The 13,165-nt window shown below is 51.9% G+C and carries 10 protein-coding genes and 1 pseudogene; 7 read left to right on the plus strand and 4 right to left on the minus strand.

Annotation, left to right across the window (positions count from 1 at the left end; genetic code table 11):
- Nucleotides 1-224 precede the first annotated feature (224 nt).
- Nucleotides 225-1,502, minus strand: coding sequence for an IS110 family RNA-guided transposase (locus ACI1P2_RS29905; RefSeq protein ID WP_355327085.1), 1,278 nt, complete (start codon nt 1,500-1,502; stop codon nt 225-227).
- A gap of 478 nt (nt 1,503-1,980) precedes the next feature.
- Between ACI1P2_RS29905 and tnpA the strand changes: the two are divergent.
- The 3 genes and pseudogenes from tnpA to ACI1P2_RS29920 all read left to right on the plus strand — a co-directional run bounded on the left by tnpA (nt 1,981) and on the right by ACI1P2_RS29920 (nt 4,708).
- Nucleotides 1,981-2,340 (plus strand): annotated as a pseudogene (gene tnpA, locus ACI1P2_RS29910) (IS200/IS605 family transposase).
- Nucleotides 2,337-3,506 carry an RNA-guided endonuclease InsQ/TnpB family protein gene (locus ACI1P2_RS29915; RefSeq protein WP_355327088.1) on the plus strand — a complete coding sequence of 390 codons (1,170 nt, stop codon included), beginning with the start codon at nt 2,337-2,339 and terminating at the stop codon, nt 3,504-3,506. Before tnpA ends, ACI1P2_RS29915 begins: the two are co-directional and overlap by 4 nt.
- A 236-nt stretch (nt 3,507-3,742) precedes the next feature.
- Nucleotides 3,743-4,708: a hypothetical protein gene (locus tag ACI1P2_RS29920; RefSeq protein WP_355327091.1), complete on the plus strand. Its 966-nt coding sequence runs from the start codon at nt 3,743-3,745 to the stop codon at nt 4,706-4,708.
- 95 nt (nt 4,709-4,803) lie between these two features.
- On the opposite strand, the gene ACI1P2_RS29925 is transcribed toward ACI1P2_RS29920, so the two are convergent.
- From ACI1P2_RS29925 to ACI1P2_RS29935, 3 genes are read right to left on the minus strand one after another with little or no spacing between them, the layout of a single operon-like run.
- A complete protein-coding gene (locus ACI1P2_RS29925; RefSeq protein ID WP_355327094.1) occupies nt 4,804-6,264 on the minus strand; it encodes a PTS transporter subunit EIIC in 1,461 nt (486 codons plus the stop codon).
- Nucleotides 6,265-6,301: 37 nt separating this feature from the next.
- Nucleotides 6,302-6,808: a PTS sugar transporter subunit IIA gene (locus ACI1P2_RS29930; protein ID WP_355327097.1), complete on the minus strand. Its 507-nt coding sequence runs from the start codon at nt 6,806-6,808 to the stop codon at nt 6,302-6,304.
- Entirely contained in the window at nt 6,805-7,689 is an 885-nt protein-coding gene (locus tag ACI1P2_RS29935; RefSeq protein WP_355327100.1) for a PRD domain-containing protein, read from the minus strand. The genes ACI1P2_RS29930 and ACI1P2_RS29935 overlap by 4 nt, the downstream gene beginning before the upstream one ends.
- A gap of 266 nt (nt 7,690-7,955) precedes the next feature.
- Between ACI1P2_RS29935 and ACI1P2_RS29940 the strand changes: the two genes are divergently transcribed.
- The 4 genes from ACI1P2_RS29940 (at nt 7,956) to ACI1P2_RS29955 (ending at nt 12,986) form a co-directional block, all read left to right on the plus strand.
- A complete protein-coding gene (locus tag ACI1P2_RS29940) occupies nt 7,956-8,513 on the plus strand; it encodes a glycerol-3-phosphate responsive antiterminator (protein WP_355327103.1) in 558 nt (185 codons plus the stop codon).
- Between the two features lie 207 nt (nt 8,514-8,720).
- Nucleotides 8,721-9,542, plus strand: a complete 822-nt coding sequence (locus tag ACI1P2_RS29945) for an MIP/aquaporin family protein (RefSeq protein WP_355327106.1) — start codon at nt 8,721-8,723, stop codon at nt 9,540-9,542.
- Nucleotides 9,543-9,580: 38 nt separating this feature from the next.
- Entirely contained in the window at nt 9,581-11,074 is a 1,494-nt protein-coding gene (glpK, locus tag ACI1P2_RS29950) for a glycerol kinase GlpK (RefSeq protein WP_355327109.1), read from the plus strand.
- Nucleotides 11,075-11,297: 223 nt separating this feature from the next.
- The gene (locus ACI1P2_RS29955; protein WP_355327112.1) at nt 11,298-12,986 is read left to right on the plus strand and encodes a glycerol-3-phosphate dehydrogenase/oxidase; all 1,689 of its coding nucleotides are present in this window, start codon (nt 11,298-11,300) and stop codon (nt 12,984-12,986) included.
- Nucleotides 12,987-13,165 lie beyond the last annotated feature (179 nt).

Genomic DNA, 13,165 nt, shown 5'->3' on the forward strand with positions numbered 1-13,165 from the left:
CCTTGGAGGTTCACCCTCCCATGTCTCTACGGATCTTCGCCCTTACATTCCTTCGTTGTACCTGTCCAAGGCGTGGAGACCGATTGCGTTTAGAAGATGGGTCATTTGCCCTTGCGGTTGCCAAACTCGGTTCTCTGTGCTTTCTTTGTTCAAATCCTGCGAACGAGTCAATCTTCGTATGACGACGGATATCAGACAGGCTCGGTTACGTCAATGGACTTGGGTTAGGCGACCCGGAGGACCGCGATCTCGGAGCGATACGGTTCGCCCTTCTGGACCATGCCAATGAGGATGCGAGCGAGTTTGCCGATTAACTTGGTGATCGAAGCCATTTTCTTTATCCCTTTCTTCTGGTTGTGCTCATGCCATCGCTTAAAGTCTGGATGTTGGTTAACCAAGGCCAGCATGCCCAGATAAAGATACTTGCGAAGCATGCTGTCGCCGCGCTTGGAGAGCTTGATCTGTCCTTTGAACTTGCCCGAAGTACGTTCCGCTAGATTCAGACCGGCCCGACGCAGCAGTTGGCGCCCATGGGCATAGTTGCGCAAATCCCCGGCGCAGGCCAGCAAAGCCGCAAGGGTAATGGTGCCCAGCCCTTGGATGCTTCGCAGTTGCTCAGCCATCGAAATACGGCCTAGCAACTCTTCGATTTCCTGCTGCATCTCATCAAGCAACTTGACGACATATTCATACGCACCCAGCAGACGCTGCAGATCACGCCGTGTTTCTTCAGGCGCCTGCGTATCGCCGATACTGTGTGCAGCCGCCAGAAGAAGCCGGGCAGCTTTCTCTTTTCCACTCACTCCACCTGCACGTTTCATTCCCTGCTCACGCCAAGCTTCGATCACCTCATCGGCGCGAAGACCCTGCAGGTCGACCGGCAACGGAAAGGCATGGAGTGACGCCAGAGAACGCAAAACGGTCCGGTCGGGGAAGACCGAACGGAATTCCGGAAACTTCAGATCGATCCAGCGGATGATGCGATTTCCCAGGCTCACCTGCTGTTTGACCCAAAATTCTCGATCCCTCATGACCGTCTTGAGGCGTTCGAACACAGCCGTCTCCGGCGTATAGTCGGTGTAAAAGCCTCGGCTAACCACGTCAGCAATGTTCAAGGCATCCTTGGGATCGTTCTTGGACGGGGAATTGTCGCGATTTTCTTTATTGCGATGCACGGTCACCGGGTTCACCAGCACCACCGTGATCTCTTGCTCCCGTAACCAATTCGCGAGATTGAACCAATAGTGGCCTGTGGGCTCCATGCCGATGATGAGTGAGGACAGATGGTGTTTGTCCTGTACGTCCCGCATCCAGCGCAGAAGCTTCTCAAAGCCTTCCCGCGTGTTCACAAACGACAGATGGCGCGGTGTAAGGACACGCCCCCGAAAATCGGTCACCTGGGCGGCGTGGACATCCTTGGCAATGTCGATCCCCACGATGGCATGTTTGGTGGTAATTCGTTCAATCCGTTGATTTGTGACTTGAGTTCGAGTAAACTTCATAGTAAGCGCCTCCTGATAGGTTTTTTAGGGCTTCTGACCCGTCGCATCCCTATCATACGAGGCGCTCCTGTTTTTTTCAAAAACGAAATCTTAGCGCACACAGGAATGTTTAGAATAGTTTTATGCTCTGAAATGACCTTGTCAGATTTTTTGTAGCGCTATTGTGAAACAGGGGGAAAATAGATTGCTCGGCTAGAAAAATAGATAAAAGCGGGGGCGAGAAAATTTTCGCCTCCATACCTGATCAAGGGGGCATTATTTGTGAGAAAAGTTGCTGTTATCGTTATATCTCTGGTTGTATTTTTAACATGTTTCCGTGAGAAGTCCCCTTCCTCTGCAGGTAGGGGATGAATCTCGGTTAGGCGAAGCCTAAAATGAACTTGTCTATTGTATAAGGTTCGTGCTTTCTAGTCGAGTATTTGTGTGGTATGATGGGAATATATGTTCTTGTTGAGGTGGTGAACCTAACTATCATCTCATCCCTTGTATCAAATATCGTTGAAAAGTACTGACGGATGAGATCTCAGAGGATGTGAAAAGCATTTTTGAACGCATTGGAGCAAACGATCATATGGCATGAAGAGAATGGAGTCACGATCGCGATCCTATTCATGTGCCTTTCAAGGTGTATCCCAACACGAAACTATCCAAATGTATCAACGCTTATAAGAGTGCCAGCTCTCGTCTTATCAAGCAAGATTTCCCCGATGTAAAAAAGAAATTGTGGAAAGAATTTTTCTGGTCGCAAAGTTACTGTCTGATTACCGTGGGCGGCGCCCCTCTGGAAGTATGGAAAACCTATATTGAGCACCCAGGGAAGGTGGTGAAAGCGGAGTGATTCGTTGTGTCAAAACCGCATTCCGAACTTCCAAAGCAGATCTGGACCGACTGTTTGCGTGCAACCGGATTTCAGCCGAAGTCTGGAATGAGTGTCTGTCCATCGCCAAGAACTATTTCCTGCAACACGATGGAAAATGGATTGGACAAACCAAACTTCAAGCCGCTTTAAAAAATCGATTCCCCCTTCACTCCCAGTCTGTACAGGCCGTTTGTCATAAATATTTGTTTGCCCGGGAGAGCGCAAGGCAAGCGAAAAGGCAAGGCATGAAGACCAAATACCCCTACAAAAACAAGCAGTATTTCAACACGAAATGGGTAGACCAATCGTTCAAAATCGAGGGCAACACCATCCAATTAAGCTTAGGCATCCAGAACGGAAAGCGCCAGCAGCCGATTCAGATCGTCGTGGCTGACTTGCCTGATGCCGAGATCAAAGAAATCGAACTGGTGTATGACCGAAAACTGATGGTTTCTCTTTGCTATGAGGATGGGGAAGTGGCTAAAGTCAACGAGGGCAGCGAGGTTGCAGGTGTGGATTTGGGAGAGATTCACTCGATCGCGGCAACGACCACCGCAAACCAGTCGATCATGATCACTGGCAGAAAAGCCAGAAGCATTCATCGGTTACGCAACAAGAAGCTGGCCGAAATCCAGAAGCGGATGAGCAAATGCCAAAAAGGCAGTCGGCAATGGAAAAAGTACAAGAAAGCCAAAACCTACATCCTCGGCAAAAGCGAGCGTCAACTCCAGGATGTCATTCATAAAACAACCAAGCAATTTGTGCAGTGGTGTACGGAAAACGACGTCAAGGAAGTCGTTATAGGCCAAGTGGAAGGTGTACAACGCCATACGAAAAAGAAGAAAAGAAAAACCGTCACGCAAAAGTTATCCAATTGGAGCTTCGGCAAGATCCGGAAACAACTCGAATACAAACTTGAAGCCCATGGAACAAGCGTGAAACAGGTGGATGAAAGCTACACAAGTCAACAATGTCCTTGTTGCGGTAGAAGGAAAAAGACTTCTACAAGAAACTATACCTGTTCCTGCGGCTATGAAGAACATCGGGACGTTCATGGAAGCAAAGGAATATTGTCCAAATATCTGCATGGCGAAATCCGATATTTGGGCGAAACGAAATCGATCAAGTATCTACGGATCGCTTAGATGAGTGAGAAGTAGTAGACGGTGAGTTCCCACCCACTTGCAAAAGTGTTGCTTACTGAACCACCCCGTTAGATTTCCGCTGCTGGCAGCGAAAGCAAATAGCCAACCTATTTGTTTGTAGAAAGTAACGGTGTGGCTGGTAAGAAACCCCTACTTCTAAGTCAAGCGTAAGTAGGGGAGGTTCATCCTGTGCTTCAGCAAGTTCCGCGTCAAAACAGACTGTATTTTCTGATGATGTGATTCAGGACTTCACACAGACCTACACACTTACAAATCACTCTGTACTGCTGGCAGATCATTCGCAAAACAGTTTATGGGTTGTTGATTCCAATAGCCGGGAGTTATTGTGGAGCAAGCCTTATTCAACGCCCATTTACGATTGTTACGTTTTGACCAACCCCGTGAAAATCGTAGTCATGACCCAAGAAAACAACTCGCCTAAAAAGATGGTGTTGTCCCAGGATGGAACAGTGCTATCGCAGCAGACCTTTAAGAATATCAAAATGGATGGAATTCAGGATATCAATTGGTCCCCGGCCAAAGATAGCGGCAAGGAAAGGCTGATTTTATCATCTAATGATCAAATTTCACTGTATCAATACCCTTGGAAAAAGGCGACTTCCTCAATCCCTTTTAAAGTGTTCAAAGATAATGAATTCGAATCTACTCGTGTAGAGGATGTTCAAACCCATTTCCCTTATGTTGCAGTTAAATTATCCGGGTCGAGCCTGGTACAAACACAGGACATGTATCGAATCATTGATGTTACAACGAAGAAAAAAATTGCCTTGACTGCAGACTGGAATGTAAATACCAACTTTGTTTTGGAAGGTAAGGAACTAGTGATGTATACATCGGGTATTATGGGAGTGCCAGGAGGAATCGTTCCGGGACGAAATTATACTATGTACACAAGATACGATCTGAAGACCGGCGCTCCGGTTGCCAAGCTTACACGCAGCTTCAGCAATTCGGAAGCGAACTGGGTAACAAGCTATATTCAATCCAGGCTGTTCCTGTCGGATACGGATCATCCTTCAACCTTTGCTATGTATAATAAGGATGCCAAGCTTGTAAAAGAAGTTCAGACGGAAGCGAATACGATGAAAAGCCAACCGATTGGATACAACAGCAGCCAATTATTCTTGTTGACACCTGCAGGCGAGGGGGAAGCCCAAGTCTCTGCTGTAGATTTGAATTGACCCGGCCGTTTCACATGCAAAAGCCCCTTAGTTCGATCATCCTCTGGAAGGGGATACGAGCTAAGGGGCGTTTTCTATTCGCACAAAGTTCGAGCTTACATCAGCTTTTTAATCTCATCCTTCAGGATTTCGGATTGGGTACCGAAAATCACCTGCACGGCTCCGCCGCCGAGCCTCATAATACCGGAAGCGCCAAGATTCTTAAGCGCCTGGTCGTTCACGGCTTTGTCGTTCTTAACCACAAGCCGGAGGCGGGTAATGCAGGCGTCGATGCTTTCGATATTGTCCGCGCCCCCGATCTCGGCGAGCACCTGACTGGCCTTGCTGCCCGAAGCAGACGCGGCTGCAGCGGCAGGGGCATCCCCGCGGGCATCGGCATCGTAGACATCATCCTCGCGCCCCGGTGTCTTAAGGTTGAACTTGACGATGATGAACCGGAACAGGAAGTAATAGACGACCGCAAAAGCGAGACCAACCGGAATCATGAGCAGCGGATTGGTCGACAGCTTCATGTTCACCAGATAATCGATCAGGCCAGCTGAGAAAGCGAAGCCCAGCTTTACATTCAACAGGTACATGATGAGGCCCGCCACCCCGGTAAGGACGGCGTGTACTAAGTACAGCAAAGGCGCGACGAACATGAACGAGAACTCAAGCGGCTCGGTAATGCCCGTTAAGAACGAGGCCAGCGCTGAGCCGATAAAGATGGAAGCGACCATCTTGCGTTTTTCAGGCCGGGCAGTATGAATAAAGGCAAGCGCTGCCGCCGGCAGAGCGAACATCATGATCGGGAAGAAGCCGGACATGAACATGCCCGCCGTAGGGTCGCCAGCAAAGAAGCGCGTCAGGTCGCCATGTACGACTTCCCCGGCTGCATTGGTATAATCTCCGATTTGGAACCATGCGATGGAGTTAATAACATGATGCAGGCCGAGCGGGATGAGCAGGCGGTTGGCGATCATGAATACCATGGAGCCGACACCGCCAAAGCCGACAATCCAGGCTCCAAACGCGGCAATTGCGTCCTGAATCGGGCTCCAGATCATGCCGATCAGGATGGCCAGCACCAGCATGGAACCGGCGGTGGCCATTGGCACAAAGCGTTTGCCTGAGAAGAAGCCGAGCCATTCGGGCAGCTTGATGTTGTGGTATCTTTTATACATATAGGCTGCAAGCAGCCCGGCAAATATGCCGCCCAAGACGCCCATATCCAGCTTGACGTCGTCCGGAATATAGCCAAATACGCCCGGAACCGCGCCCAGAATCCGTGTCAGCACCATATAAGCGATCAGGGCGGAAAGCGCGGCGACGGCATCCCCGGCCAGCCCGATCGCCACCCCGACGGCGAAGATCAAGGCGAGGTTGCCGAAGATCGCCCCCGCCCCCTCATTCAGGAACGGAGCTACATACTGATTGAGAAACCCGCCTACTACGGGTCCGAGCGGAATATCCTTTTCATAGTTAAGAAGACCGAAGCTTTGAAGAATCCCCGCCGCAGGCAGTGTAGCCACAGGCAGCATCAGGGACCTTCCCAGTTTTTGCAATGCTTTCAGCATATGGTTCTTCCTTTCTGTTCGTTATTATTGGTCTATATTATTTGGCCAAGGTGATTTTCATGATGGCGCCTTGACCCGCTTCCTTGCTGCCGTATTCCGGCTGCACCTCCCACGGCTGCTCAGCCGCATTCGCAACGATAACGGGAGTGATGACGGGATATCCGGCGGAAGCGATTTCATTCAGATCAAATTCAATTAAAGTCTGGCCGATCGTCACCCGGTCCCCGGTCTGTACCCGGGGAGTATAACCCTGTCCCTTCAGGCTGACGGTATTGATGCCGACATGCAGCAAGAGTTGCAGCCCGGAGCTGTGCTCGATCATGACGGCATGGTGCGATTTGATCAGGTGCACCACGGTTCCGTCGATCGGAGCAACCAGTCTGCCCCCCTGCGGAATGACAGCGACTCCCGGCCCCATCAGGCCCTGCGCGAACGCCTCATCTGGCACCTCTGCAAGGCTGACGCAGGTTCCGGTAAGCGGGGAGGCGACAGATATTGCTTCAGATGTTTTAGAAGATTTGTTGTTTTTCCATTTCCAGATCATTGCGTGTTGTCCTTCCCGTTGTGTAATTTGGCATGTGTCTGATAGAGTCGATATAAATGCATGGCGAGAAAAGCGGTTTCTTCTTCCGGTACCTCCGTACCCAGGTCCTCTGCCATTACTGCGCTAAGCTTCTTCGCCAGCCGATATTCTGACGGATACTCATTGCGCACGTACTCGGCGAAGGTCGGAGCCGTCATGGGCTGCTGATACAGGCGTTCCATGGAAAAGCGCAGGTGAATCATGAGCCTTGCCTGGCTTAAGCTGCCCTGGGCAAAGCGGATGCCTCCTTCCTCTTCAATGATGGACTGCAGCTTACTGATCACATTCGACACCTTCACCAACTGTCCGACAGGCACGTGGTTGACGGAGGAATACACATGATACGTCAGGAAACCTGCTTCATCCTCCGGAACTTCTACGCCAAAGGCTTCCCCGATCATGGCCGCGGCTTCCGAGGCAATCTCGAATTCCTTGGGAAAGCTAAGCTTCGTTTCCAGCAGGAAAGGGTTCAAAATTTCCATGCCGTTGCGGAGCCTGTATAAGGTGAATTGAATGTGACTGGGCAGAGCGAGGTAGATTTTGTCATTCAGCTTGCCGGGAAACTGCTCGGCAATCAGGCGGATAATCCGGTCGGAGATGTCGATAACCTTGGGGTCAAGGTCCTTCATCAGCTCCTGTGCCTGATCCCATTGTTCCCGGTCCTCCAGCCGGAATCTTTTCTCTATCCGCGGATCATCGGCCTGAACCGTACTCTCCCCCTTGAATGCAAATCCCAGCCCTTTGCCGATTAGCACATATTCCTTGGTATTCTGCTGTGACCGGGCCAGAACAATGTTGCTGCCGACAACCCGTTCTACCTGCAGCAGCACTCCTTCACTCACGGTTCACCGCCTCCTTGCTTCTTAAATTGAATGTTATCTGCTTTATTATGAACGGCAAAAAGAGCCAAGAAGCGAGTATATTCTCATGTTCGCTTCTTGGCTCATGCCCTCTGGGATGGTAACACGCCAATTAATATATAGTACGTTCTTCCTACATCATATAGAAGCCTATCTGACACCGTCAACCCCAATTTTGTCATTCGCCCGTTCGTCGTTTAATATATGATTAATATCACACAGAAAAGAAAACCTGAACGGAGGCGGACATGGCTTTTTACGGACAGCAGATTCTACCGGCTGCTAAGAATATGAAACAGTTTGAGTCAATATTGGAGAGCAGCTATAACTACGGCGTATTTCTCGACACACATGTGGCGCAGCTGCGCAGCCTGTATCAGATGGCCCGCAGCAAGGAGAAGAATATGCTGCTGCATGCCGATTTGGTGCATGGCCTGAAGAATGACGAATTCGCGGCACAGTATCTGTGCCAGGAGATTAAGCCGTTCGGCATCATTTCCACACGCGCAGGCGTCATTGCCACGGCGAAGAAAAAGGGTATTTTAGCCATCCAGCGCCTGTTCTTGCTGGATACCATCGCTCTGGAGAAGAGCTATGTACTGGTTGAGAAAACACAGCCGGATTTTATAGAGGTGCTGCCTGGTGTCATGCCGCACATGATTGCTGAAGTCAATGAACGGACAGGCATTCCCATTCTTGCCGGCGGGCTGATCCGCAGCGTCGAGGAAGTGGAAAGGGCGCTTGCTGCCGGGGCCACAGCGGTGACCACTTCGAATAAGAACCTGTTTGACCATTATCGTCTGTGAAAAAAATCATGTTGACACCGCTTTCATGTTACGATATGATCAATTCAAGTTAATACACCGTGACGGAGACGAGGAGAGCCACACAGACATCCCATGCTGCAGCATGGGGGGCAGTTTGTGACGGCTCTTCTCTTTTTTTGTGCGGTTGAAAATTTGCATGAAGTTTACATGAAGTCAAGCAAGGGAAATTAAAGGAGGTATATGATTATGACGCCGATTTTTGCCGAATTTATTGGCACCATGATTCTGATCACTCTCGGCGCGGGAGTTTGCGCGGGGGTTACGCTGAACAAATCGCTCGCACAGAACTCCGGCTGGATTGTCATTGGTATGGGCTGGGGACTGGCGGTGGCGTTTGCGGTTTATGCGGTTGGAGGTATTAGCGGAGCGCATCTGAACCCGGCGGTTACGCTGGCGCTGGCATTCCAGGGGACATTCCCGTGGGCTGAGGTGCCTGGCTACATCATCGCCCAGCTTCTTGGAGCCATGGTGGGTGCGACGCTGGTATATCTGCATTATTTGCCACATTGGAAGGCTACAGAGGACCCGGGCGCGAAGCTTGGTGTTTTTGCCACCGGACCGGCCATTGACCATCCGTTTTCGAATGTGCTCAGCGAGATGATCGGGACGTTCATTTTTGTGCTCGCTCTGCAAGCCATGGGGGCCAATGCTTTTACAGAAGGGTTGAACCCGCTGATCGTTGGCTTTCTGGTCGTCAGCATCGGTTTGTCTCTTGGCGGAACGACAGGTTATGCCATCAACCCGGCCCGGGATTTTGGGCCGCGTCTTGCCCACTTCCTGCTGCCGATTGCGGGCAAAGGAAGCTCCAATTGGAAATATGCGTGGGTTCCGATTGTCGGTCCGCTGCTTGGCGGTTCGTTCGGGGGGCTCTTTTACAGTGCTGTGTTTAAAGGCGTCCTGACCCCAGCGTTCTGGGTGGTGCTTGCACTGATCGTTGTTGTTCTCGTCATCGCCCTGCAGGCTGGACGCAAGCGCGGGGCCAATGCCTCAGGCAAGCTGGCGGCTTAAGTTGCAAATCAAATAACATAACTGGGAGGGTATACTCTATGGAAAAATATATTTTGTCATTGGATCAGGGAACAACCAGTTCACGAGCTATCTTATTTAACCGCAATGGTGAGATTGTATATACGGCACAGCAGGAGTTTCCGCAATATTTCCCCCATCCGGGCTGGGTGGAGCAGAACGCCAACGAAATCTGGAGCTCCATCCTCGCGGTCATCGCATCCTGTCTGTCCGAGTCTGGAGTTAAAGCTTCGCAGATTGCCGGCATCGGCATCACCAACCAGCGCGAAACCGTTGTGGTATGGGATAAAGAAACAGGTCTGCCGGTGTATAACGTGATCGTATGGCAGTCCCGCCAGACCGCTGACATCTGTGAAGAGCTGAAAAAGCAGGATCTTAACGATGTATTCCACCGCAAAACAGGGCTGCTGATCGACCCTTACTTCTCCGGCACGAAGGTGAAGTGGATTCTGGATCATGTGGAAGGCGCGCGTGAGAGGGCCGAGCGCGGCGAGCTGCTGTTCGGAACAATTGATACGTGGCTCATCTGGAAGCTCTCCGGCGGCAAGGCGCACGTTACGGATTATACCAATGCCTCCAGAACGCTGATGTACAACATTCATGAGCTGAAATGGGATGAAGAGCTGCTGGACATTTTGGGTGTGCCACAAAGCATGCTGCCACAGGTCCGTCCTTCTTCCGAAGTATACGCTCATACGGTCGATTACCATTTCTTCGGCCAGAATGTGCCGATCGCAGGAGCGGCCGGGGATCAGCAAGCAGCTCTGTTCGGGCAGGCATGTTATGACAAAGGCATGGCCAAGAACACCTATGGCACAGGCTGCTTCATGCTGATGAACACAGGGGATCAGCCGGTGGAATCCGAGCACGGGCTGATCACAACGATCGCCTGGGGGCTGGAAGAGGGCAAGGTGCAGTATGCTCTGGAAGGCAGCATATTTGTGGCCGGCTCGGCCGTACAATGGCTGCGCGACGGATTGCGCATGTTCAAGGAGGCGAAGGACAGTGAAGCGTACGCTGCCCGCGTAGAATCGACAGATGGCGTGTATATGGTCCCTGCCTTCGTAGGATTGGGAAGTCCGTATTGGGACAGCGATGTCCGCGGAGCGATGTTCGGATTGACGCGCGGTACGACCAAAGAGCATTTCATTCGGGCCACGCTGGAGGCCCTGGCTTACCAGACTCGGGATGTGCTGGCGGCTATGGAGAGCGACTCGGGGATTAAGATGAAGGCGCTGAAGGTGGACGGAGGCGCGGTGCTGAACAACTTCCTGATGCAGTTCCAGAGCGATATTCTCGGTTCTGTCGTGGAGCGGCCTGCCGTTCACGAAACGACGGCGCTGGGTGCGGCTTCCCTTGCGGGTCTGGCCGTGGGCTTCTGGAAGGACATTGATGAGTTGCGCTCTCATATGACGGTGGAGCGCTCCTTTGAACCGGCGATGGATGAGGATACCCGGGAAGGACTGTATGCCGGCTGGAAAAAGGCGGTTCAAGCCGCGATGGCCTTCAAATAATAGACTTTCAAATAAAATAGGAATGGTAATGCAGCGGATTTATCATTTATTTTTCCGAGGCAGTATGGTACGATGAATACAAGTTAATATCCTTGTCAGGAGATTGGGAGAGACCACGATGCACCCGGCGCCACTTGCCGCGGTGAAGCTCGTGGTCTCTTTTTTTTTCGGAATATGACTTGCTTGAAATAGCAATATCAATACAAAAGTGGAGGGAAACGACATGACAACAGTTCAATTTGCAGGAAATGAACGGGCTAAGCTGCTGCGACGGATGGCAGGAGAGCATTTCGACGTGCTGGTAATTGGCGGCGGGATCACGGGCGCGGGCATCGCGCTCGACGCGGCTACGCGGGGCATGAAGGTAGCGCTGGCGGAAATGCAGGATTTTGCCGCAGGAACCTCCAGCCGCTCCACGAAGCTTGTTCACGGCGGCCTGCGCTATCTGAAGCAGTTTGAAGTCGGAATGGTGGCCGAGGTTGGTAAAGAGCGGGCGATCGTATACGAGAACGGACCGCATGTCACCACGCCGGAACGCATGCTGCTGCCGATGCATAAAGGGGGAACGTTCGGAAAGTTCACAACCTCCATCGGGCTGCAGGTATATGACCGGCTGGCCGGTGTGAAGCACAGTGAGCGGCGGCGGATGCATGATGCGCATGAGACGCTCGCCAAGGAGCCGCTGTTGAAGCGTGAGGGCTTGAAGGGAGGCGGCACCTATGTGGAATACCGGACGGATGATGCACGGATGACGATCGAGGTCATGAAAAAAGCAGTCTCTTCCGGAGCACTGGCCGTGAACTATGCCAAGGTCTCCAAGCTGCTCTATGAGAACGGCCGTGTGGTTGGGGCACATGTGACGGATCGCGTGTCGGGCGAAGGTTATGATGTCCGCGCGACGCTGATCATTAACGCAGCCGGGCCATGGGTGGATTCGCTGCGTGAGATGGACGGATCCAAGAAGGGCAAGACGCTGCAGCTGACCAAGGGTGTACACCTGGTCTTCGACCAGCAGCGTTTTCCGTTGCGCCAGGCCATTTATTTCGATACACCGGACGGCCGGATGGTGTTCGCGATTCCGCGGGACGGCAAAACCTATGTCGGAACGACGGATACGGTATATAAGGCTGATACGGCCCATCCACGCATGACTATGGCAGACCGCACTTATATTATCAATGCGATCAATTATATGTTCCCGGAAGTGAAAATTACTAACGAGGATGTGGAGTCCAGCTGGGCAGGGGTACGTCCGCTCATTTACGAAGAGGGCAAGGACCCGTCGGAAATTTCCCGTAAGGATGAAATTTGGGAATCGGCCTCCGGGCTGGTCACCATTGCAGGGGGCAAGCTGACTGGCTACCGCAAAATGGCCGAAATGGTCGTGGACCGGGCAGCAGAGCTGCTGAAGGAGCGGACAGGTACCTCCTACGGCAACGCAGTGACCAGAGACTTGACCATGTCCGGCGGAGACGTGGGCGGCTCCAAGGGCTTCGATGCCTTCGTGCGCTCTGCCGCCGATAAGGGCGCCTCTCAAGGTGTGCCGCGGCAGCTGGTGGAAGCCTGGGCCAAGCGCTATGGCTCCAATGCCGAGCGGTTGTTCGCTATCGCCGCCCGTCCGAAGGAAAGCCAGATCGAGGAGTCGCTGCCGGACGAAGTAAGAGTTCCGCTGCTGTACGCGTTGGAAGAGGAGATGACGGTCACACCGGCTGATTTCTTCATCCGCCGCACCGGCGCTCTCTTCTTCAACATCACCTGGGTGAAGCAGTGGAAGACGCAGGTGATTGCCCTTATGGCCGAACGGGCAGGCTGGAGCGTGGAGCAGCGTGATCGGTACACGGAGGAATTGGAAACGGAGCTGCACTATGCTGTGGTACCGGAGGATGAGAAGAGTGCGGTGACGGTTGGATAATGGGGTGAGTGTACAAAAAAAGGGAGACCGTCATCACATTGATATGCTCCCCATATAGTAGACAGGTGAAAAAACAAAAGCCTGTTACTGTATGGGGAGTATTTTTATGGAGAAAAAGAAATTTACGGCATTTGAAAAATTAACGATCCTTCAAGAAATAAAGCAGGGATTGATCGGGA

Origin of the sequence: Paenibacillus jiangxiensis, from assembly GCF_046098255.1 — a bacterium.
In the GTDB taxonomy this organism is placed as follows: domain Bacteria; phylum Bacillota; class Bacilli; order Paenibacillales; family Paenibacillaceae; genus Paenibacillus; species Paenibacillus jiagnxiensis.

Bases quoted from the DNA above. Each gene is read 5' to 3' on its own strand.
- ACI1P2_RS29945 (WP_355327106.1), top strand. From the start codon at position 8,721: ATGACGCCGATTTTTGCCGAATTTATTGGCACCATGATTCTGATCACT.
- ACI1P2_RS29925 (WP_355327094.1), bottom strand. From the start codon at position 6,264: ATGCTGAAAGCATTGCAAAAACTGGGAAGGTCCCTGATGCTGCCTGTG.
- ACI1P2_RS29905 (WP_355327085.1), bottom strand. From the start codon at position 1,502: ATGAAGTTTACTCGAACTCAAGTCACAAATCAACGGATTGAACGAATT.
- ACI1P2_RS29930 (WP_355327097.1), bottom strand. From the start codon at position 6,808: ATGATCTGGAAATGGAAAAACAACAAATCTTCTAAAACATCTGAAGCA.
- ACI1P2_RS29955 (WP_355327112.1), top strand. From the start codon at position 11,298: ATGACAACAGTTCAATTTGCAGGAAATGAACGGGCTAAGCTGCTGCGA.
- glpK (WP_355327109.1), top strand. From the start codon at position 9,581: ATGGAAAAATATATTTTGTCATTGGATCAGGGAACAACCAGTTCACGA.
- ACI1P2_RS29940 (WP_355327103.1), top strand. From the start codon at position 7,956: ATGGCTTTTTACGGACAGCAGATTCTACCGGCTGCTAAGAATATGAAA.